Source organism: Rhodopirellula islandica (assembly GCF_001027925.1).
Taxonomy (GTDB): Bacteria; Planctomycetota; Planctomycetia; order Pirellulales; family Pirellulaceae; genus Rhodopirellula; species Rhodopirellula islandica.
In genome coordinates this window covers 162,235-183,455 of record NZ_LECT01000043.1, presented here as the reverse complement: position 1 = coordinate 183,455, position 21,221 = coordinate 162,235, and the positions used below count along the sequence as shown (strand labels likewise).

At 57.0% G+C, this 21,221-nt stretch carries 16 protein-coding genes; 6 read left to right on the top strand and 10 right to left on the bottom strand.

Annotation, left to right across the window (positions count from 1 at the left end):
- Positions 1 to 364: 364 nt before the first annotated feature.
- The 8 genes from RISK_RS21015 to RISK_RS20975 form a co-directional block, all read right to left on the bottom strand.
- Positions 365 to 1,330 (bottom strand): glycosyltransferase family 2 protein, encoded by a 966-nt coding sequence (locus RISK_RS21015; protein ID WP_083435087.1) that lies wholly within the window; start codon positions 1,328 to 1,330, stop codon positions 365 to 367.
- A gap of 96 nt (positions 1,331 to 1,426) precedes the next feature.
- The gene (locus tag RISK_RS21005; protein WP_047816272.1) at positions 1,427 to 2,860 is read right to left on the bottom strand and encodes a hypothetical protein; all 1,434 of its coding nucleotides are present in this window, start codon (positions 2,858 to 2,860) and stop codon (positions 1,427 to 1,429) included.
- A gap of 393 nt (positions 2,861 to 3,253) precedes the next feature.
- Positions 3,254 to 4,081: an FkbM family methyltransferase gene (locus RISK_RS21000; RefSeq protein WP_053061253.1), complete on the bottom strand. Its 828-nt coding sequence runs from the start codon at positions 4,079 to 4,081 to the stop codon at positions 3,254 to 3,256.
- Positions 4,082 to 4,586: 505 nt separating this feature from the next.
- Positions 4,587 to 5,780 carry a glycosyltransferase gene (locus tag RISK_RS20995; RefSeq protein WP_083435086.1) on the bottom strand — a complete coding sequence of 398 codons (1,194 nt, stop codon included), beginning with the start codon at positions 5,778 to 5,780 and terminating at the stop codon, positions 4,587 to 4,589.
- Positions 5,781 to 5,921: 141 nt separating this feature from the next.
- Complete coding sequence (gene rfbB / locus RISK_RS20990) at positions 5,922 to 6,980, bottom strand: dTDP-glucose 4,6-dehydratase (RefSeq protein WP_047816325.1); 1,059 nt, start codon at positions 6,978 to 6,980, stop codon at positions 5,922 to 5,924.
- Between the two features lie 249 nt (positions 6,981 to 7,229).
- Positions 7,230 to 8,225: a GDP-mannose 4,6-dehydratase gene (locus RISK_RS20985; RefSeq protein WP_047816270.1), complete on the bottom strand. Its 996-nt coding sequence runs from the start codon at positions 8,223 to 8,225 to the stop codon at positions 7,230 to 7,232.
- 201 nt (positions 8,226 to 8,426) lie between these two features.
- Positions 8,427 to 9,752: a nucleotide sugar dehydrogenase gene (locus tag RISK_RS20980; RefSeq protein ID WP_173442711.1), complete on the bottom strand. Its 1,326-nt coding sequence runs from the start codon at positions 9,750 to 9,752 to the stop codon at positions 8,427 to 8,429.
- Between the two features lie 519 nt (positions 9,753 to 10,271).
- Entirely contained in the window at positions 10,272 to 11,216 is a 945-nt protein-coding gene (locus RISK_RS20975; RefSeq protein ID WP_047816323.1) for a GDP-L-fucose synthase family protein, read from the bottom strand.
- Positions 11,217 to 12,046: 830 nt separating this feature from the next.
- Here RISK_RS20975 and RISK_RS20965 point away from each other — a divergent pair.
- The 5 genes from RISK_RS20965 to RISK_RS20950 all read left to right on the top strand — a co-directional run bounded on the left by RISK_RS20965 (position 12,047) and on the right by RISK_RS20950 (position 17,214).
- Positions 12,047 to 12,910, top strand: coding sequence for a hypothetical protein (locus tag RISK_RS20965; protein ID WP_236696532.1), 864 nt, complete (start codon positions 12,047 to 12,049; stop codon positions 12,908 to 12,910).
- A gap of 148 nt (positions 12,911 to 13,058) precedes the next feature.
- Positions 13,059 to 14,417 (top strand): HD domain-containing protein, encoded by a 1,359-nt coding sequence (locus RISK_RS20960; protein WP_390173957.1) that lies wholly within the window; start codon positions 13,059 to 13,061, stop codon positions 14,415 to 14,417.
- A gap of 161 nt (positions 14,418 to 14,578) precedes the next feature.
- Complete coding sequence (locus RISK_RS31810; RefSeq protein ID WP_150122653.1) at positions 14,579 to 14,797, top strand: hypothetical protein; 219 nt, start codon at positions 14,579 to 14,581, stop codon at positions 14,795 to 14,797.
- A gap of 171 nt (positions 14,798 to 14,968) precedes the next feature.
- Positions 14,969 to 15,709 (top strand): glucosamine-6-phosphate deaminase, encoded by a 741-nt coding sequence (nagB, locus tag RISK_RS20955; RefSeq protein ID WP_047816268.1) that lies wholly within the window; start codon positions 14,969 to 14,971, stop codon positions 15,707 to 15,709.
- Positions 15,706 to 17,214, top strand: a complete 1,509-nt coding sequence (locus RISK_RS20950; RefSeq protein ID WP_047816267.1) for a DUF389 domain-containing protein — start codon at positions 15,706 to 15,708, stop codon at positions 17,212 to 17,214. Before nagB ends, RISK_RS20950 begins: the two co-directional genes overlap by 4 nt.
- A 228-nt stretch (positions 17,215 to 17,442) precedes the next feature.
- Here RISK_RS20950 and RISK_RS20945 read toward each other — a convergent pair whose 3' ends face one another.
- Together RISK_RS20945 and RISK_RS20940 are read right to left on the bottom strand one after the other, a co-directional pair.
- Positions 17,443 to 18,462, bottom strand: a complete 1,020-nt coding sequence (locus RISK_RS20945; RefSeq protein WP_047816266.1) for a LacI family DNA-binding transcriptional regulator — start codon at positions 18,460 to 18,462, stop codon at positions 17,443 to 17,445.
- A gap of 273 nt (positions 18,463 to 18,735) precedes the next feature.
- Positions 18,736 to 18,996 carry a hypothetical protein gene (locus RISK_RS20940; RefSeq protein WP_047816265.1) on the bottom strand — a complete coding sequence of 87 codons (261 nt, stop codon included), beginning with the start codon at positions 18,994 to 18,996 and terminating at the stop codon, positions 18,736 to 18,738.
- 337 nt (positions 18,997 to 19,333) lie between these two features.
- Between RISK_RS20940 and RISK_RS20935 the strand changes: the two genes are divergently transcribed.
- A complete protein-coding gene (locus tag RISK_RS20935) occupies positions 19,334 to 21,130 on the top strand; it encodes a 30S ribosomal protein S1 (protein WP_047816320.1) in 1,797 nt (598 codons plus the stop codon).
- Positions 21,131 to 21,221: the final 91 nt, after the last annotated feature.

Here is a 21,221-nt window from a genome sequence, read left to right as displayed (position 1 = left end):
GTTGTGCAATGGTGCAGGGAGGAGTCTTGGGTCAGGAAAGCATGGTGGTGAGCGCTGTGGAAATTTGGGCAATGTCTGCGGAGCTTTCGGGGTTGATTTGGCTCGAGAAGCAAAGTGAAGTCCCGCATCACCAGCCAGGGTTGCTTCTCGCTTGTTCTGAGGCAATCAGGTTGACCCGTGTCGGGGGATCTGAGGAGCAAAAGTTTTTTAGCGATTGGGTTTCGGACTCAGGCGGGCAAGCTGCATAGTGCGTGTGCGAATCACATATCGGCAGACATTTGGGGAATCGTTTTTAGATATGCTGAGCGGGCAAGGCGACGGGAACCATGGTGTTCATGCAAGTAAACGTGTCTTTTCAGAGTCTTCACTTTTGCCTGTTTTCGTTGAATCCAGGGAACTGTCGGTAGTGCTTCCCTTTGTAACGATGGGAGTCGGCGAAGTTTTTAATCTTTCGTATTGGCGAAGTGGTGATCAGCCGATCGAAAAGAGTCGCACGGTCTTGACCATATCTGCTGGCGATTGTCTTGGCTTCTTCCTCTTTTTGGTTCCAGCTATGGTGTGACTCGGAGCTCATGGGGCTGCTTTCGAAATTGTGGCCACTCATTTTAGCGTCAGGGTGCAATCGCATGCCCCAGCAGTACCCTGGTACTGCTGTGTATTTGGCACCGAGTACCGTAGCAAATTTACCCCAGAGTTCTGTATCCATCATGTAGTGAAGGTCCTCGTCAATTCCACCAGAACGCAAGTAAAGTGATCTGGAGAAGAAGGAGGATGGGCCGCACACGGAGAAGAGGCCTCTTTGAACACGCCGTTGGGAGAAAGGCGATGCAGATGAGCACTTCATGATTCTCATGTCAGTGTCGAGCCAAAAACAACCAGCTGCAAACCATTCGTCGTCTGGGTTTGCGAGGATCGTCTCTTTAGTGCGTTCTAGAGCACCCGGGAACATGATGTCATCGGCATTGAGCCAAGTTAAGAATCGGCCTTTTGCTCTCGAGAATCCTTTGTTGAAAGCATGGCTTTGGCCACGGTCCGGCTCAGAACACCACCATGCTAACTTGTCACTGTTTCGACTGATGATTTCTTTGCTGTTGTCGGAGCTTCCACCGTCAACGATGATCAATTCGAAATCTTGGCACGATTGGTCTAGTACCGAGGTGATTGCTTCTTGAAGGAATCGACCGTAGTTAAAGTTGACAATTACAATCGAAAAGCACTTTTCTTTGTTATCGGTGGTCAAAGTAAATTTCGCTGTTGAGATCGGGGGTGACAGTAGCGAACGGGAGGGGCGACGGTGGGATGGAAAGGTCGGCGCGTTGATGATCGGCATCGCAATCGGCGATTCCGCCACTTTGAGTGTGCCGCAGCGTCCAGGGCGGATCTGTGAAAAGGGCGAGTTGAGAAACCAGACGCTGTTTCATGATGCTCAGAAAGCAGGGTCAGCGTGCGGTACAGGGGCTGAGGTCAGTGTGTATCGCTGCTGAGTAGGTTCCAGTCGATACCAGCCGTCTGTCGAAGCCAGTCCAAGGAAGATGCATCCCCATTCAAACATGTGCAGTGGGATCCACATTGAGAGGATGACGATGAGCATCGTTCTGATTGTCTGCTGGTCCCCTTGAGGAAGTGCCTTTCCACTTGCAATCGGCCAAAGTAGACGTCCGAATAGAAGCATTCCCACCCATCCGATTGACAGGATCACGTAAGAAAATCCTGAGTTTGGTTCGGCAAGAACATGCCGCCAGCGGGGGTGTACCAGGTGGTTGTAGTAGTAGGGTGAAACTCCAAATCCGTGTCCTAACACCGTCGACCATGGGTTGCGAATTGTGTAGGCCATCGCCGCTGCTTCTTTGTCGTCGGACTCTTCGATTGCAGCCGATGTACCCCGTGAAACCGTGATTCCGCTCTGCAATTTGTCACCGATTCGAGCGATTCGTTTTTGATAAAGGTTTTCAGCAGCACCAGGGGATACGATCGTCGCTGCGATTGCGGCCAACGTGGTTGCCACAGCAACCTTTCGCAGCATTGGAGTCACGCTTGCCCATGATGAAGCAAGAAGAACAGCCAACGCCAGGAACGCTCCGGAGGAAAATGAAATTAGAATGCCGCCTAGGGAAGCTACAATCAAGATGGTTCGTCGATTGTAGGTCCAGAGCCCTTGGTGCTCGCTCTTTAGAATGGCAAGCATTCCGATCGAAATCACCATGTTCATGCCAAAGTGTTTCGGTTCGCCACACAGGGCATTCACGCGGAGCAATGGGATCCCACCTACGTTCACCGCTGGCAAGATGGAATCGAGCCTGCCGGTACGAAGGACGCCCCAGAGCGGTCGTCCCGCCATGAAGCTGGCCTCTTGTACGATCGCTAGCAGGATGGTTGCTGCGATGCAAATTCCCCAAAAGTTGAAGAATCTGCCAATGCTCTCTCTGGTCTTGAGTCCGGTGAACACCATCCATGCTAGGGGTACGTTGAGAAGCTGTGTGACCCAAGCTGCCAAAGGACGCAGTGCCTGCGACCTTGCTCCTCCAAATGCATTCGAGATTTCAGGTGCGTTGTATGCGCCGACAATTGCAACGACGGCAGCGTATGCGAGTACAGTGTAGAATGGGAAGCCGAGACGTTGGTTGAAAAGACTCGTCCTGTCACTCTTTGATGACAGCATCAGGAATAGTCCAACTATGCCTGCTACACGGCAGGCGTTGAGCGCGATTCCGACGTCGATCCAAAGGCTGTTGAGAAAGATTCCCGCCAAGACATAGTGGGCACGCTGTTCCGGATTTGCTCTGGCAATACTGATCGCATAAGCCGCGAGGAAAATCGCAATTGCTCCAGCGAGTACCGGTGTGTACTGAATCAAAGGCATTGGTGGTTCGCATTCATGCTACTTTGTCGCACAATAGTAATCAGACACATTTTTGAGTATCAGGCATGTTGTTGTTTGATTAGTACGAAGGGGGCGGCGAATGCAATTTGATGAGTGTCATGACGCCCGTTTTCCAATTTTTAATGTGATCTGTTCGCCTGGAGCGACGCGATCAGGAAATGGACCAAGCCGTGCGACTGTAGTCGGGGATGAGAGCGGTTTGGCGTTTGTCACGATTCTTTCGCACAACCGAGGCAAACGCCCATGCAGCTCGCGAGATCAAACTCAATCATTCCTTCGATGCGGCTTGAGCCGTGATTTGTGCGAATCAGTCGAGGGGTGAACTGCTTAGTCAGTCAGGAGGGGGCTATTCTCAGGTTTAGTTGAACTCTTCTACTTCGTTGGCACCCATGGTTCAGTCAGCTGATAGTCCGGTTTTTCCGGAACATTTTTTCTGTCAAGAGGATGAGGGATGGCACACGTTTCACTGCAGGGCAGGCTTCGGTCGCGTCTTAGCAAGGTCACTTCAAGTTGCGGGGGGATTGCTGTTCCGCCCACCTTTTTGGGCTGAGTGCAATTGTTCGGGTGGAGGTGAACGATCATGAACTCAGTTTGAAGTTTGGTCAGTAGTGCTCTCAAGATCCCGAGGAATACACGGTTGGACATGCGTTCAAGGTAATGGAGTTCCAGAACTATGATTCGAAACTGTTTAAGGGTTTCCATACTTTCAGCTGCGAGTACCTCGTACTCCGAACCCTCGATATCCATTTGCAACAATAGGTTCTGAGAACTGCTCAGTCCCGTTTCGGCGATCCATTGCTTGAGGGTGATTGTTTCGTCAGAAGCTCTGGATGTCACGAATTTGGGGCGGAAGGTCGCATCTGTGAGGTAGGCAGGAGGTCCTTCAACCGAGCGGTCCGCTAGGTGGCATCGAATCCCGTATTGCTGGAGGTTTTTCTCAAAAGAAGCTTGCACGTCGACGCCAGGGGAAAAACAGTCGGTGATACCCTCAAGATCGTTTGGGATCAGATACCCGCCGTCAAATTCTCCCCCAATGCGAATCAGTTCTTTCCCCGGTGCTTCCGGTTGAAAAAGTTTGATGACATCTCGAATATCTTCGCCCCTTGCGGGGGAGCTTATCCAGCATGATAGGCCCGCCTTTTCGACGATTGATTCAACGGTGTCACGTGTGCACGTCTGTAGTTGTCTCAGGATTGTCATGTTTCTGCTGTTGATTGGCCGAGAGAAAAGGGCGGGGCGTGAGGCGAGCTAGCCTGCGGCATGCCGTTTGTTTTTGGGACTGTTGGGGTAGTGTTTCTTAGTGCGCAAGTTGGAGTCGATGCCGAGTTTCATCCATGAAAAGAAGGGCATGGGGTCGGATTGCATTCTAGGTGACTTGAAAATGACGATACAGGTGGTGCTTAGGGGAGAGGGACCCTGCCGGATCACATGTGTGTCGATCTCATCATTGGATCGCTTTGGCCAGGATATCCCTTCCCAAGGTGCGTCCCCGGAGAGCTTGCGTCCGTTCTTCCCGGTGGTTGGGAGGGGCCATGTCGAGAGTCTGTCTGCCGAATCATTGGATGCAGGAGTTGACCCCTTGAACAGTCCAACACCTTGGCGCGAGGTTGAAAGGCGGTGATCGGCTCGAAGCATGCCGCTCAATTTCTCGAAGAACCAACTGTTGAAGCGTTCCCAAGGCCGTTTGCTTGGGACAATGTTGTGTTCAACAGGACGCTTGATTCATTGATTCGATCGCTTCTAATACAATCGTTTTGAGACGCTCAGCTGCGGCGTTTGGCGATATTTGGGTTGAATAGTTTAACGCACGGCGGTGACATTCCAGACGCGATTCTTCGTTTCTCAGAAGGGTGGTAATGCATTTGGCAAGGTCTTTAGTGTCTCCTGTTGCGAAGACGAGTCCGGCCCCGCTTTCATCCACAAGCTCGGAAGCTCCGAGTCCGTTGCTGCATACCACTGGAACGCCTTTGAGGATAGACTCGTTGACCCGGATTCCCCAGGGTTCGTATCTCCCCGGGGCCACCAGGATTCGTGCGCCGCGCCAACGCCGTTCCAGTTCCTCACGCGAAACCAGGCCGCTGAAATCTATTTGCCTGTCGATCCGCAATGAGCGGGCAAGGGACTCCAGTTTTTTCTTGCGTTTCCCGTCGCCGGTGATGGTGACGTTGTAGCTGTTGCCGTCCCGCTTTGCGATCGCAACCGCTCTCAAGAGGATGTCTGCACCCTTGAAGTGGTCTTGGAGACCGAGGCAAATGATATCAGTGGGGATTGGTTCTCGTTCGTTCTGTTGGTAATCAAGCTCAGGGTAGTATCCGAAGGGATGTATTTTACTCGCGGGCCAGCCAAGTTGGGCCAAGCTGCTTTTGTCGCTCCCAGATAAATTTGCAATGAATCTGGCATGCTGAATCGTTGCTTTGACTCTTTTGGGGAGCAGTTTTGTTAAATAGAGTTCTTTGATAGGCCGCATCGGTCCGTGCAGCATGTTCAGCGGAGCCTCGCTCAACACTCCAAACGGAATGGAAGCTTCAATGCAGGAGTGAATGGATGACTCGATCGACGGCACGGCTTTTTGGTAGCTTCCGACGAGATGGAACGAATCGGTGTTGTCCTTGACGATCTCGCTGGCCTGCGCGGGGGATAAGCCGTCTTTGAACGTTACGAGTTCGGCTCGGCCCAGGTCGGGCAGGTTCCATCCCATCGATTGCCGAGAACTTGAAAGGGCGTTGCATGCGATCACCTTGATCGGAGCGTTCCAAGTTCGAGCTAGTTCCCGGAACACCGGCATGATTGCTCGGCATGGGCTTCCCCACCAAACGACGATCGGCATTGCGGATTTTCTAATTTTTTTTTCGTTCACTGTCATGAGCCACTGCTGGTGAACGGGGTTCTCCAGTTTCATAACGGGGTTTCGCACACCGACGGTTGTCGTGGGGCGAAGGAAATCGGGGCGATCCGAGTCTGAGCATTGAATGGGATGAGAGGCTGCTATTGCGGGGCCGTGCCGTGGCTCACTTTTTTGACTTGCTTGAAAGGGGGGGCACTATGGGTGGATCTCGCTGGTGGCGAGAAGTTTCGTCCACCAGGTTTGGTTGTCGAGGTACCACTGGACGGTTTTGCGGAAACCGCTTACGAGGTTTTCTTGTGGTTCCCAGCCCAATTCTTGTTTGACTTTGCTGGCGTCGATCGCGTATCGGAGGTCGTGGCCGGGACGGTCGGTGACGAAGGTGATGAGTTGCGAGTGTCTGGACGGAAGTTGCGAGTTGCTAGTAGCGAGAGGCGAGTCGGTGTGCTGCTCTTTCTCGTTGCTCGTTGCTCGTGACTCGCTGCTCTTTGCCCTTGGGCAAAGCTCGTCCATTAGGTTGCAGATAAGGTGGACGAGGTCGATGTTGCGTTGCTCGTTGTTGCCGCCGATGTTGTAGGTCTCGCCGGGTGTGCCCTTCTCAATGACTGTGAGCAGGGCTCGACAATGGTCTTCGACGTACAGCCAGTCGCGGATGTTTTCGCCTTTGCCGTAGACGGGGATCGGTTCGCCTCGCAGGCATTTGAGGATCACGACGGGAATCAGCTTTTCGGGGAACTGATACGGGCCGTAGTTGTTGCTGCAGTTGGTGACCAGGACGGGCAAACCGTACGTGTCCTGCCAGGCTCGGGCGAGGTGGTCCGAGGATGCTTTGCTGGCAGAGTAGGGCGAGTGGGGATCGTAAGGTGTGGTTTCGGTGAACAGCCCAGTCTTGCCGAGGCTGCCGTAGACTTCGTCGGTGGAGACGTGCAGGAATCGGAAACGGTCTTTGGCATCGCCTTCGAGCGATCGGTAGTGTTTGAGGCTGGATTGCAACAGGTTGAAGGTGCCGATGACGTTGGTTTGGATGAATTGGCCGGGGCCATCGATGCTGCGATCGACGTGGCTCTCGGCGGCCAAGTGCATGATCGCATCGGGCTGGTAGTCGGTGATGGCGGCGTCAACTGCAGCGGCGTCGGTGATGTCGACTTGTGTGAATTGGTAGTTGGGGTTGGATTCGATTTCTGACAACGACGCCAGGTTGCCGGCGTAGGTGAGGGCGTCGACGTTGAGGACTTGGTGGCCGCCTGCCAGGGCCATGCGGACGAGGTTGCTGCCGATGAAGCCGGCGCCGCCGGTGATGAGGAGGCGGCGGGGAGTGGAAGGGGACACAGGGGTTCAGGGCCAAAGTGAGGTTTGGTCGCAGGTTGGGGCGGTGGATTCAGGTCCGAATTCTTGGCGAATCCGGCTACGAGGGCAGTCCGGATTCTTGGCGAATCCGGCTACGGGGGGGATGCAACCGGCGCTAACGCCCAAACGGCTCACATCGTTCGTCCCGATCATTCCGGGCTAACTGCTAGCGGCCAATCGCTTCAGCGATTCAACGTCGGCGGCGGTCATTTGTTTGGCGAGGTCGAGCGCGGTTGTCGCGGGGGTCCAGCCAAGTTGTTTTTTGGCGTGGGTTGGGTCGCCGACCAAGCGGGTGACTTCTGCCGGTCGCATGTACTTGGGGTTTTGTTGGAGGTGGTCTTGGTAGTCGAGGCCGACGCTTCGGAACGCGGCGTCGAGGAACTCTTCGACGCTGTGTGTTTGCCCGGTTGCCAAGACATAGTCGTCCGGTGCGTCTTGTTGCAGCATCAGGTGCATCGCGGTGGTGTATTCGGGGGCACTGCCCCAGTCACGGCGTCCATCCAGGGAACCGAGCACGATCTCGTCGCTCAGTCCCAGAGAGATTTCCGCGGCCGCCTTGGTGATCTTGCGAGTGACAAAGGATTCGCCCCGTCGCGGTGATTCGTGGTTGTAGCAAATCGCGTTGCAGGCAAATAAGCCAAATGATTCTCGGTAGAGCTGGACCATCTGGGTCGCGAAGGTCTTGGCGACGCCGTAGGGCGTGACCGGTCGCATCGGCGTGTGTTCGTTCTGAGGGGATTCGTCGGGGCGGCCGAAGATCTCGCTGCTGCTGATGTGCAGGAACCGCGGTTGTTTCTCGAGGTCGCGAAGGATCTCGAGGATCTTGAGCGTGCCCATGGCGGTGAACTGGCACGTCGATTCGGGAATGTCAAAGCTGGCTCCGACGTGACTTTGACCTGCCAGATGGTACAGCTCGTCGGGTTGGGTTTTGACGAGGATTCGTCGGATCGTCGTGGTGTCGTCGAGGTCTGCGTAGTGCAGGAAAAGGTTCTTGTTGTAGACGTCCTTGTTATGGAACAACGGGTCGAGTCGTGATCGAACCGTGTTGCTGGTCCGCCTGACCAAGCCGTGCACCGTGTAGCCTTGGTCGAGCAGTTGCTCGGTCAGGTACGAGCCGTCTTGGCCGGTGATGCCGGTGATGAGTGCGGTGGGCATGGGGGAGGAAAAGTATCTCAGGGCCACAGGGCCACAGGGACTCAGGGGCTCAGGGGCTCAGGGGCTCAGGGGCTCAGGTCCGAATTCTTGGCGAATCCGGCTACGGGCTGGGAAAGGCCCTCACCCTAGCCCTCTCCCGGTGCGGGAGAGGGGATCGGATTCTTGACGAATCCGGCTACGGGAGAGGCCTCTCCCACGGGGCTAGGCCTTGAGGACTTTGGATTGCAGTTCGGGTGGCAGTTTTGCAGTGGCGTTGCGGGTGTCGACGATGAATTTCGACCACTGGGCGAGTTCGTGGATGTCGAGGCAATCGTGCCAGGTGGATATCAGGATGAGATCGTATTTTTGTATCGTTGCTTGGTCCCACGACACGCTGGGTTTGCCGGCCCAGTGCGAGTGTTCTCGTGAGGGGCGAATGACGGGCACGTAGGGATCGTGATAGTCGACGTCGGCGCCCTGCGCGGTCAGGCGATCCAGGAGTTCGTAGGAGGGTGATTCTCGGTCGTCGTCGACGTTGGGTTTGTAGGCCAGTCCGATCAGCAGTACTTTGCTGCCGTTGAGAGCTTTTTTGTGTTGGTTCAAGGCGTCCGCACAGCGACGGACGATGTGGGTGGGCATCGCTCGGTTGATCTCGCCGGCCAGTTCGATGAACCGCGTGTGCACCCCGAATTCGCGGGCTTTCCAGGTCAGGTAGAACGGGTCGATTGGGATGCAGTGGCCGCCCAGTCCAGGTCCGGGATAAAAGGCTTTGAAGCCAAAGGGTTTGGTGCTGGCGGCTTGGATGACTTCCCAGATATCGATGCCCATTTCATCGGCGACGAGTTTCAGTTCGTTGACCAACCCGATGTTAACGCTGCGGTAAATGTTTTCGAGGAGTTTGGTCAGTTCGGCAACTTGGGTGCTGCTGACCGGGACGACTTGGTCAAACACGCTGCCGTATAGCGAGACGCCCGCCACGAGGCACGCCGGGGTGTGGCCACCGACGACTTTGGGAATGTTGGTGGCGGCGAAATCGGGGTTGCCGGGGTCTTCCCGTTCGGGCGAGTAGACGACATAAACGTCGGTGCCAACGGTCAGCCCAGCGGCTTCAACACGGGTGACCAGTTCTTCGGCGGTGGTGCCAGGGTAAGTCGTGCTTTCGAGGCTGATCGTTTGACCTGCCCGCAGGTGCGGCGTGATCGATTCGATCGTGCTCACCACATAGGAGAGGTCGGGTTCAAAGTGTTCGTCCAGCGGCGTGGGGACACACAGGATGATCGCGTCGACTTCACGGATTTGGCTGAAGTCAGTCGTGGCGGCGAGATGGCCGGACTGGATCGCTGTGGCGATGGAGTCCGCCGAAATGTGTTTGATGTAGCTTTGGCTACCGTTGATGGACGAGGTCTTCTTGTCATCGATGTCGAAGCCAACGGTTTTGAAGCCGCCGGCGGCGTAGGCGAGTGCCAGGGGCAGGCCGACATATCCGAGTCCAATAACGCCGATCGTGGCGCTATGATTTTGAATCCGTGAAGTGAAGTCAGATGACATGAAGAGAAGGAGGGCGGCTGCAGTTGGGAAAAGTGGGAGAGGCACTTCTAGTGCCACAAGGACGAGTTGGCCTTGCTTGGTAACCCGCTGTGTGAGCGATGGGTTCGGGGCGGCTCGCTGACCGGCCCGTAGGTTTGATCCTAACCCGAAGCGTGAGCGAGGGATCGCGTGCCATTGCAACGAGCCTGAGGATCCCTCGCTCACGCGTCGGGTTGTGAACTCGAGTCAATCAACAGGCCGGAACGCGATCGCGTCCGGTTCGTCTCTGGTAACCGTGGGCTAGCGCCCGTCGGCTGATCGCTCAGTCTGCGAAACGTACTGAATCAACAGTCTGATTGGCTTCTAGTCTGTCCTGGAAAAGAGCCCAGGGACTCAGGTTGGCGAGTGCAGACCCTCACCCTAGTCCTCTCCTCAACGGGAGAGGGGACTCAGGGACTCAGTTGTTGCGGTATGGCAGGCTGCAAGCCTATCCCACAGGTAGCTGGTCCGAATTCTGGCGAATCCGGCTACGGGGGCAGACTAGACCGAGCGGACGGCGCCGGTTTGAGTGCGTTCTCGGTAGTCAGCGACGGTCTGCACGAGGCCTTCGTCGAGGTTGATGGTGGGTGCCCAGCCGGTCGTGCGGATGCGGCGGATGTCGGTGCATTTGACGGGGGTTCCGTCGGGTTTGCTGGCGTCTTGAAGAATCTGGCCTTCAAATCCCGTGGCCTGGGCGATCTTTTGAGCCAGGTCGGCGATCGTCAGGTCGACGCCGGTGCCGACGTTGACCCAGTCGGGTGGATCCGACAGCCCGATCAGGTGTTCGATGGCGGCGGCCAGGTCATCCACGTGCAAGAACTCTCGTCGTGGTTTCCCGCTGCCCCAGACGGTGACCGAGTCGGCCTTTTCTTGCGCAGCGGCATCGAAGCGACGAATCAAGCCGGGGATCACGTGCGAATTGTCGGGGTGGTAGTTGTCGCCGGGACCGTACAGGTTGGTTGGCATCGCACTGTGGAACAGTGCCCCGTGTTGTTGACGGTAGTACTGGCAGAGCTTCAAACCCAGGATCTTGGCCAGGGCGTAGGCCTCGTTGGTCGTTTCCAGGGGACTGGTCAGCAAGGAGTCTTCTTGGATGGGCTGGGGAGCCATCCGGGGGTAGATGCAGGTGCTGCCGAGAAACAGGAACCGAGACACCTTGGTTTGGAAGGCGGCGTGGATGGCGTTGGCCGCCATCATGGTGTTGTCGTAGGCAAAATCCGCCGGATAAGTGGCGTTGGCGTGGATCCCGCCGACCTTGGCGGCCGCGAAAATCACGGTGTCGGGGCGTTCGGATTGGAAGAACTCGTTGACCGCGGCTTGGTTGCAGAGGTCCAGTTCGGAACGAGTCCGCGTGATCACTTGCAGGTCTTCTCGCTCGGCGAATCGGCGGAGGATGGCCGATCCGACCATGCCTCGGTGACCAGCGACGAAGATTTTTTGGGACATGGTTGAAAAGTGAAAAGGGCCGCAGGTGCGAACGAAGGGAAACGGGGTGTCGACGGCCGGACGGTCCGCCTGGCTGACGCGGCGGGTTGATTGATTGAGCTGTTGAGGCGTTCGCCTCAGTTCCAACACCGCAGAAACCGGGGCTAACGCCCAAACGGCTCACATACGGAAACCGGGGCTAACGCCCGAACGGCTCACATACAGTAACCGGGGCTAACGCCCAAACGGCTTACGTGACGAATCGAAAGTGGACAAAGTCGCCAGTCTGTGACGCGGTGGGTTGCGATGAGCGGGTTGAGGGGCATTTGGTTGAGTCGGCGCGGACTTCGTCCACGTGGGTGACACTTGTTTCATTGTCACCGCCGGCGGGCCGGAAAGTTCAGCCAATGTGAATTCGTCCCCTAACCGGATTCATTCACAACTGGATCGTCGTCAAGTGTTCAAAGTTGCCACAGTTGGTGTGCCCTGTTCGGACTGCACGCATTGCGCGACTTCGATGGCAACTGGCTCAAGTCCATTTTAGCTTGCTGGATCAAATTCGCGTCCCCCGCTGCAACTTTTGGTGGCCCCCGAGGGGGCTTCGAAGCGGTGGCGTGGGAAGCTACTCAATCCATAGCATGCGGAGCGGGTGGAGGAGCAATTTCCCGCGGATGCGATGCAGAATAGTCTCGTCCTTGAATTGTGGATCCGCGATCCCGTGAGCGCTGGCGTAAACGGATTCATTTTCTGTTAAGCTCTCGCTACAACCCAAACCCTCCTCGAGTTCGGCCATCACAATGTGCGTTGCCGACTGATCATCCCGCTCCGATTCGACTGGTTTGCAGCCCCCCATGCCGATTCAAGTCACTTGTCCCAATTGTCTGAAACGGTTCCAGGTCAGCGACAAATTTGCTGGCAAGCAGGGGCCGTGTCCGGCGTGCAAAAAGACGATCCGGGTCCCTGACGCATCCGAAGCGGTCACGATCCACTCGCCCGAAAATGACGGGCCCAAGGATTCCAAAGGGCAGAGTGTTCTCAAGCCGATCACTCGCAAGGACACCGATTTCACGCGGCGGCACCTCTACATCGCGGCGGGGGTGATGTGTGGGATGCTGTTTCTGGCTCTCGGGTTCCGCTTCGCGATGGGCGGGGCGCCATTTTGGGCTCAGATTCTGGGCATTCTGTTGCTGGCACCGCCGATTGTGCGAACGGGATACAGCTTTGTCTACGACGCGGAATTGGAGCCATACACGGGCGTCGAACTTCGCAACCGAGTCCTGATTTGTTCCGCCGTTTTTGCCGCGATTTGGCTGGTTTACGCGTTCCTGCCCGCTTACGTGTTGGAGCTTGATCACGCGAATGAGATGTCTTGGACGACCGCCGGGATCGTGTTTTCGGTGATGTTGGTGCTGGGAGCATTTGTCTCGGTCGCGGCGTTTGAATTGGAATTCATCAACGGGTTGGCTCATTCCGGGATGTATTTTGTGCTGGTCATTTTGCTGGCTTTGGTTGCCGGGGTGAAGTTGGCTGGCGAACCCGGAAGCCGGCGCGAACTGCTTCCGGATTTCGAAGACGAAGAATTGGAGGAGGCCTTCGGCCAGATGTACTCCGCCGTGCCGATTCTGACTTGCTCGATCGAGTCCGCCGCTTGGTCGGAGTCTTCTTGCGCGGCCTGGGCGAAACCTGCCGGTTGTGCCGAATTGACCATCGTTTGATGTTTGGGTTGGCAATCGGTGCGTCGACCGGAAGGCTTGCGAACCTCGCTGCACTCTGGTCATCAGGGGAGGCCATGTTCACGAAAATCGCTGCGTTCGTGTTCCTGCGGAGGGTTTCCGCGTGATTCCGTTGCCTGAAGTTCGTCTGATGGATCGCGGCCCGTCTCGATTACGGATCCCGCCCGCGATGGATGTCCCGGTCACGCCTCGCGTGCAGCGTTTGATTGACACGGCCCCCCTGAGGAGGCTGGCCTCGATCAGCCAGTTGGGATTGGTCTCGATGGTGTATCCCGGCGCCATGCACACTCGACTCGAGCATTCATTGGGCGTTTACGCATGGTCGTTGCGAGTCCTGAATCAGGTCAACGAGTCCACTGTCGCCGAACCAACGAACGATGACTTGCGAGCGGCGGAGGCATTTATCGTGGCTTCGTTGGTGCATGACGCGGGGCACTGGCCGTTTTGCCACCCGATCGAAGACATGGGCCAGGCCGGGATGCCGCGTCATGAGGAACGCGTCGATGCGATGTTGCGGTCAGGGCCCATCGCGAAAACGTTGGCGGCGGATTGGGACTGCACCGCCGATGACGTGATGGCGATTCTGTGTCCCAAGAAGAGCGAGCAATTCACGGAGGTGGCCCCGTCTGACCAGATCGCTTTTTACGCGAGCTGTTTGAGTGGCCCGATCGACGTCGACAAATTGGATTATTTGCAGCGAGACAGTTTGCATGCTGGCGTGCCCTACGGACGCAACTTCGATCCGATGCGAATCATTGCCTCGATGGTTCGGCACCCGGATCGGCCCAAGCTCGCCATTCATGAGAAGGGACGCACGGCGGCAGAGATGATGGTGTTCGGGCGTTATGTGATGTTCAGCGAAGTCTACTGGCATCACACCGTTCGTTCCGCCACCGCGATGCTGCAGCGAGCAGTTCATGAATTGCAACAACCCACCGCGGGAGAGTCGGTCGACTTCGCCGAATGGATGGATTTGGGCGAGGCAGCTTGGGTCAGCCGATTGGTCGAGGCCGCGAATCAACGAGGTGGTGCGGTTCAGACGTTGGTCGAGGGGCTGTTCGGGGCCAATCGAACGTTGCTCAAACGAGCGGCGGAATTCAACGTCGAGTCCGGTGAGGACATGCATCAGATGCTGGCCCGCCGCCCGCATTGGTGGCTCGCATCGTGTTCGCGGCCCTTGGCAGCGTCCATTGGCGAAGCGATTGATGGCGTGGTCGAACCCGAGTTGGTTTTGATCGACGCGCCGCCCGTCAAATTGGAGGTCGACATCAACATCGACATCATGCTCCGGTCGGGAGAGGTTGCCACGTTGGGCGACGTTTCACCCGTGGCCTCTGTGTTGGCCAACCGGCAGTTTGACAATCATGTCAAACGAGTTCGTGTGTTTGTGCCCGCGTGGGTTCGTGACCGTTTGCGTGGTCTGCCGGATGACTCGATGCGGCGATGGTTGATCGACGCCGTGGCAGAAACAGAGAAGCAGTGGGTGTGAAGGCAGGGATGGTTCGTCCGTCAGTTCGCCTGGGCCAAGCGTCGCGTGGGGCATTGTTTGATTCTTTTCCATGCGAATGGAATGGGAATCACAACCCGATGCGAGACAGCCGGTTGATCTCGTCGTCAACGACGCTTGAACGCCTGTAGGATGGGGCACTCTTGCCCGTCCGAGTGGTGGATGTCGGCCAGGAGTGGCCAACCTACAACGAAGAAGTCGGCCAAGAGTGGCCAACCTACAACAGAATCAACAAGCCGGTGAGCGAGGGACCATATCGAATTCTTGGGTTCTGCGTCGGTTTGCTCATTCAGTCATCCGGTGTGTCATCGGAGGGCGGGCGTCTTTTCGTTATAAAGGGGCGTGCCGAAGTGATCTCCTAAGCAGGTCGGCAGGATTGATCGGGCACAATCATGTGAGCCGTTTTGGCGTTAGCCCCGGTTGTACCTGGGAGCAACGACGCTTACCGAAACAGTCCAAATGCCGAAAGACTCCTGCCGACCTGCTTAACGTCCCAGTTGAAGAATACCAATCGAAGAACCAGGTGAAGAAAATTGATTGAGTTAGAAATTGTTCCGGATCACGAATCGGCTTCCACTCGAGTCGCAGGCTGGATCGTTGAGCAGGTGCGTCGGAAATCGGCGAGCGTGTTGGGATTGGCCACCGGTGGGACTCCCGAGCGAGCGTATGAATTGCTGGTCGAGAAGGTTCAGGCCGGGCACCTGTCGTTCTCGGATGTGACCACGTTCAACTTGGATGAGTACGTCGGCTTGAGCCCCGAGCATCCTCAGAGCTACCACGCGTACATGCGTTCGCGGTTGTTTGATCCGGCGGGGTTCAATCTCGAGCAAACGCATTTGCCCGACGGCATGGCGGCGGACCTGCAGGAAGCAGGCCAGCAATACGAAGCCTTGATTGCAGCGTCTGGCGGCATCGATTTGCAGTTGCTGGGACTGGGGGCGAACGGGCACATCGGGTTCAACGAACCGGGCGCGACGGAAGCGAGTCGGACGCGAGTGGTCGATTTGGCCGGCGAAACCATTGATGCCAACGCGAGGTTCTTTGCCTCGGCAGAGGAAGTTCCTCGGTTGGCGCTCACGATGGGCATCGCGACGATTTTGGAAGCTCGCGCGATTGTGTTGATTGCGACCGGTGAATCGAAGGCCGAGGCGGTTGAACGGGCGGTTCGTGGGCCGGTCACGCCCGACATGCCAGCGTCGTTTTTGCAGCGTCATCCGCACGTCACGTTTGTCGTGGACGAAGCCGCCGCCAGTTTGTTGAAGCAGCGGGCATGAGCGTCACGCTGCTGGTCGGTTCGCAGAAACAGTTGGCGGATGGATTGCCATGGCTACGCCGGTTTGCGGAATCGATGAAGATGCAAGCCGACGTGTTGGTGTTGGGGATGGACCACCGCACATTGGAACTGCGCAGTCAAAAAGAGCTGGGAAGCATCCTGTCGGACGCGAGTGATTCCCCGGCGCACTGCGTGGTTGGCCGCGTCGAGCGGGTGGAGTCCGACGTCGAGGCAATTTCGGCTCGGTTGTCCAAGTGGGATTCGCGATTGTTGCTGATGGTGGACGATGTCGATGACGATCGGTTTCAGGCGACCTTGTTCGATCGGTGTCCGATCAAGTCGGTTTGGTTGAGCGTGAAGGGGCCGCCACCTGACTCGGCCAAGCATGTGTTTTCGATCGACGATGCGTCGATCAAGGTGACCCGCTGGATTTCGCGACGTTTGCTGGGCGTGGATCCCGCCTTGCAGTTGGAACACGACTGGTTGGGAGCTGAAGGCGAATCGCATGAGTCATCCGATGGCAGCAAGTCGGACTTGGCGGACCGGGAAGCTCGGGCGATCACGAAAGCGTTGGATTTGGAACGTCAGCGTTGCGACCCAGGCGATTTGATCTGGGTTCCGTTTGGTTCGAAGCCATCGGCGGAGTCGCATTACAAGGTTGCTCGTGCGTTGCTGGGCCAGGCCGGTCGGTCGTCGGTTGCTTTGGTGAGCCAGAAGGAAAGCTGGAATCAGTCGTTGTCGGCGGGGGTTCGGTACTGGGCCAGTCACGTTGCCGAGCCGATGGATCGCGAAGCGCGGTTGGAATTGGCTCGCACGCTGGAGGAAGGCTCCGAGCCGAGTTTGGAGTTTCTCGGGTTGATCTCAGCGGCAGCGATGTTGGCCGCGTTTGGATTGCTGCAGAATTCAGCGGCGGTGATCATCGGGGCGATGTTGATCGCGCCTTTGATGACCCCGATCATGGGCGCGGGGTTGTCGCTGGCTCACGGCAACCGCCCGTTGTTCCGGCGTTCGATGCTTTCGATTGGGATCGGATTCGCTGGGGCGTTTGGATCGAGCTTCCTGTTCGGGTTGTTGGTCCGTTTGGTGCATCACCCGGTTGTGACCGATGAGATGTGGGGCCGATGCAATCCGTCGCCGCTGGATTTTTGTGTGGGCTTGGTGGGCGGGATGGCGGCTTCCTACGCACGCACTCGCAGCCACCTGTCATCGGCCTTGGCGGGGGCTGCGATTGCGGCGGCGCTGGTTCCGCCGATTTCGACCGCGGGCTTGCAGGCTTCGTTCAATGTCTGGGAGTCGAGCGAGCGTGGTTGGCCGGTGTTTGGTCCGCTGATCTTGGTGTGCGTCAATGTGCTGACGATCATGATCGGAACGTCGTTTGTGCTCTACGCTCGGGGGTTGCGAGTTGAATCAGGGCACAAGTGGGCGACTCGCATGACCGTGTCGCTGGTCACGTTGTTGATGCTGGTGCTGGTGTGGATGATGCACCTGGAGAAGTGGCTGTTTTGACGGTGCTTCAGAGTAGAACACTTGTCCCCAAATGTTTGCGTGGCTGGTGGTTGTCACGACTTATTCTTAGGGGAGTCGACGAGTCCTGAACTGGCGTCAAATCCAAGGACTCGTCGCCTCGTCCACTACGGTCAACCCGAACTTTTAGCTGTGACAGACCGCTGGTGGTTGTTTTGGGGGTGCGTGACGCGAACGGTGGGGAGTGGGTTTGGTTGCGGTGACTCAGCACTACGTTTCGATTGTCAGCGCGAACGGTTGGACTGATTCGCGAAGCACGACTTCGCCGCCGAGCGTGGGCAGTTCTGGTTCGTTGCCGTTGATCATGGCGATGATGGCGGTGGCGGCGGCTTGTCCCATTTCTTTGCCGGGTTGGCGAACGGTGGTCAATGGCGGCACCGTCCATTGCGATTCGGGCTGGTCATCGACGCCGATCAGGGAGACTTGTTCTGGCACGGAGATTTGGCGACGGTGCAGGGCCAGGCGAGCCCCGAATGCCATCAGGTCGTTCGCCGCAAAGATCGCGCTGTAGGAAACGTGGCGATCTGCCAGCGTCTGAATGGCGGTCGCGGCGGATTCAGCATGGAAGTCGCCGTGAACGATGTGGTCGTCGGTCACGGTCAATCCCGCGTTTTTCATCGCCGATCGGAATCCGGCGAGTCGGCCGATCGCGTCGATGTGATCCACCGGTCCAGCGATATGAACGATCTCGCGGTGCCCGTGGTCGATCAACGTTTGCGTCGCATTGGCACCGATTTGAAAGTTGTTGGTGGCGATGATCGCGCCGGTCCACGCGGGCATTTCGCGAGCCACGACCAAAGTGGGCTTTTCCTCGCACAGTTCCTCAATCTTTTCCGATGGGATATCGCCTGCGATCAGGATCAGGCCATCGACATTGCGCCCGAGCAGTGTGTGGGCGGCGCCGAGGAACGATTCTTGTTTCAGCATCGCGTCACCCACGAGCGGTGAAAAACCGGTGCCATTGAGGCCTCGAATCACGCCTTGCACGACAGAATCGTAGAACGGTGTGCCGATGTTTTGGGTCACGATTCCGATTGTCATCGACCTGCCGCCGGCCAGCGATCGAGCGACTTGGTTGGGTTGGTACCCCAGTTCTGCCATCGTTGCCAGCACGCGTTCGCGTTTGTCGGCCTGGACGATTAGGGGGCTGTTGAGGACTCGCGAAACCGTGCTCTTGGAGACATCGGCACGGTTGGCGATGTCTTGGATCGTGATCCGTCCTGTTGACATCGGGCGTGGTCTCGCAAAGAAGAAGGCAAGAAGGATGGTTCTCCGTGAAGAACGAACATTCGGCTCTGATTCTACCCCGTTTTGCCCGGAAAGGCGCCACCGCGTGAGTCTGCCGGAGGCGTTCGGCTTGTCGCCGGTTTGCGGGTGCCAGTTTGGTTTTGCAGCTCACTCAGAAGGCTTCGCCGGCCTGGGAAGGCCAGCGTGCAACGATTTTTCAGCAGTGATGCGGCAGCGGCGAGGATTCGGCAGCAGCTGTGCCTCTCGCGGGCCAGATCACTTGGACGGCGGGTTCAATTCCTGCAGGGACTTGCCCAGACGCTTTCTTGGGGCGGCTTTGCGGCCGGTCGGGCGGGCGCCCTTTTTGGCGGGCAGGGCTTGTTTGTCCGCCGTGGGTTCTTGCAGCAACGCAGCGACTTGCGGGTTGATCTCAGACGTTTCGTCCGGCGTGCCGATTTGCTCGACCGCGTCGCTGACGCCCAAGATGACCGATTGGCGAACTCCGTCACGGAGCCAGTCGAAAAAATTCAGGTTCATATCTCAATTGGGTGGGTTGGAGTCTGTGAATTCACGTCGCCGGAGGAGCCGGGAATTCCGGTGGTGGGTGGCAGCGATCCGTTCACGGGTCTCAGTTCACGTGTCATGCCTCACGTTCGTCGCCTGTAAAACATTCGCGGGCGGGGTGTCCAGACCAACAAACGCATTGTGACCAATTTCCGACTTTGGTAGGCTTCTCGGCTAGGCGCCGCGGCAAGTCCGCTGGACGCCCTTTTCCGGCTGTAGTTTGACAATCCACTCCACCAACCCAGGTGACGGATCGACGGGTGATTTGCCGGAGCCCGATCGATACGATTTCACCATCGGTAACGTTTTTATGGTTAACCGCAACCTCATCCGCTCCCTCGAAGACGACGACATCCTCAACGATTTGGCGCTGCTTGCCCCGGAGGACGAGGCCGAAGAATGGCTTCTCGACGCGATTGCTGCTGAGCAGCAAGATTACAACTCTGGCAAAATCGTTGACGGACGAATTGTTGAACTGAACGACGAGTGGGCTCTCGTCGACGTCGGCTTCAAAAGTGAAGGCACGGTCGGACTGGATGAGTGGGGGCCTGAAGAGGACCCGCCAAAGATCGGCGACACGGTCAAAGTCCTGATTGAAGAGATGGAGGATGAGCTCGGTGCTGCCGACGATCCTTACGGCATGATTTCGCTGTCCAAGCGAAAAGCCGAGAAGATCATCGAATGGGAAGCGATGATGGAAACGGTTGCCGAGGGCCAAGTGGTCACCGGTACCGTGATTCGCAAAATCAAAGGTGGCTTGCTCGTCGACATCGGCGTCAACGTCTTCCTGCCTGGTTCGCAAGTCGACATTCGTCGTCCTGGCGACATCGGCGACTTCATCGGTCGTGTGGTCCAAGCCGAAGTGCTCAAGATCGACGACACGCGTCGCAACATCGTCATCAGCCGCCGCAGCTTGATCGAGCGTCAGCGTGAAGAAGATCGCGCTTACTTGATGCAAGAGCTGGAAGTCGGCCAGATCCGCAAGGGGATTGTCAAGAACATCGCCGACTTCGGTGCGTTCGTCGACCTCGGCGGCATCGACGGTTTGCTTCACATCACCGACATGGCGTGGGAACGAATCGGTCACCCAACCGAAATGCTGTCGATCGACCAAGAGATCGAAGTCAAGGTCCTGCACATCGACCGCGAAAAGCAAAAAATTGCTTTGGGTCTGAAGCAAAAAGACCGCAACCCTTGGGAAAACATCGAGACCAAGTACCCGGTCGAATCGGTTCATCCTGGCGAAGTCGTCAACGTGATGAGCTACGGTGCGTTCGTGAAGCTGGAGCCAGGCATCGAAGGCTTGGTTCACATCAGCGAAATGAGCTGGACCAAACGGGTCAATCACCCCAGCGAATTGGTCAACATCGGCGACAAGATCGATGTCATGATCTTGGGTGTCGATCCGGAAGGCCAGCAATTGTCACTGGGTATGAAGCAAACGCTGAAAAACCCTTGGGACGAAGTCCTCGAGCGTTATCCCGAAGGCAAAGACGTCAAGGGCAAGGTTCGCAACCTCACCAACTACGGTGCGTTCATCGAGCTGGAAGAAGGTATCGACGGTCTGTTGCACGTCAGCGACATGTCCTGGACCCGCAAGATCGCTCACCCGAGCGAAGTGCTGGAGAAGGGCCAAGAGATCGAATGCCGGATCCTCAGCGTCGACGAACAACGCCGCCGGATCGCCTTGGGGCTGAAGCAACTCGACAACGACCCTTGGGATGGCGACATTCCAGACAAGTACCAGCCCGGCCAATTGGTCAAGGGTGAAGTCACGAAGATCACCAACTTCGGTGTCTTCATCGGACTCGAAGACGGCTTGGAAGGTTTGCTGCACATCAGCGAATTGGCCGAGCACAAAGTCGAGGACCCCGAAGAAGTGGTCAAGGTTGGCGATCCGATCGAAGTCAAAGTGCTTCGTGTCGACACCGACGAACGCAAAATCGGTCTGTCGCTCAAGCGAGTCGACTGGAGCGAGGAGCAAGAGAAGACCGCTGCTGCTGCCGAAGCCGCCGAGTCGGGCATGCCGACTCCGATGGACGAAGGCGACCTGAAGGGCGGTTTGGGAGCGGCTGGTCCGTTGATCCCGACTTCCGACTCGGAATAGTTCAGGGAAATTTTGAGCGAGTTCAATCGGCTGTTCACGCATCCGATTGCTCGTTTGGAAGTGGTCAACTCCTTCGGGGGCCCCTTCGACG

Excerpts from the sequence above, each read along its gene's own strand:
- RISK_RS20950 (WP_047816267.1), top strand. The coding sequence starts at position 15,706 with ATGAGCGTCACGCTGCTGGTCGGTTCGCAGAAACAGTTGGCGGATGGA.
- rfbB (WP_047816325.1), bottom strand. The coding sequence starts at position 6,980 with ATGGCCCTGGCAGGCGGCCACCAAGTCCTCAACGTCGACGCCCTCACC.
- RISK_RS20975 (WP_047816323.1), bottom strand. The coding sequence starts at position 11,216 with ATGTCCCAAAAAATCTTCGTCGCTGGTCACCGAGGCATGGTCGGATCG.
- RISK_RS20945 (WP_047816266.1), bottom strand. The coding sequence starts at position 18,462 with ATGTCAACAGGACGGATCACGATCCAAGACATCGCCAACCGTGCCGAT.
- RISK_RS20960 (WP_390173957.1), top strand. The coding sequence starts at position 13,059 with ATGGATCGCGGCCCGTCTCGATTACGGATCCCGCCCGCGATGGATGTC.
- RISK_RS21015 (WP_083435087.1), bottom strand. The coding sequence starts at position 1,330 with ATGCCGATCATCAACGCGCCGACCTTTCCATCCCACCGTCGCCCCTCC.
- RISK_RS20985 (WP_047816270.1), bottom strand. The coding sequence starts at position 8,225 with ATGCCCACCGCACTCATCACCGGCATCACCGGCCAAGACGGCTCGTAC.
- RISK_RS21005 (WP_047816272.1), bottom strand. The coding sequence starts at position 2,860 with ATGCCTTTGATTCAGTACACACCGGTACTCGCTGGAGCAATTGCGATT.
- RISK_RS20995 (WP_083435086.1), bottom strand. The coding sequence starts at position 5,780 with ATGAAACTGGAGAACCCCGTTCACCAGCAGTGGCTCATGACAGTGAAC.
- RISK_RS20940 (WP_047816265.1), bottom strand. The coding sequence starts at position 18,996 with ATGAACCTGAATTTTTTCGACTGGCTCCGTGACGGAGTTCGCCAATCG.
- RISK_RS20935 (WP_047816320.1), top strand. The coding sequence starts at position 19,334 with ATGGTTAACCGCAACCTCATCCGCTCCCTCGAAGACGACGACATCCTC.
- RISK_RS20980 (WP_173442711.1), bottom strand. The coding sequence starts at position 9,752 with ATGTCATCTGACTTCACTTCACGGATTCAAAATCATAGCGCCACGATC.
- RISK_RS20965 (WP_236696532.1), top strand. The coding sequence starts at position 12,047 with ATGCCGATTCAAGTCACTTGTCCCAATTGTCTGAAACGGTTCCAGGTC.
- RISK_RS21000 (WP_053061253.1), bottom strand. The coding sequence starts at position 4,081 with ATGACAATCCTGAGACAACTACAGACGTGCACACGTGACACCGTTGAA.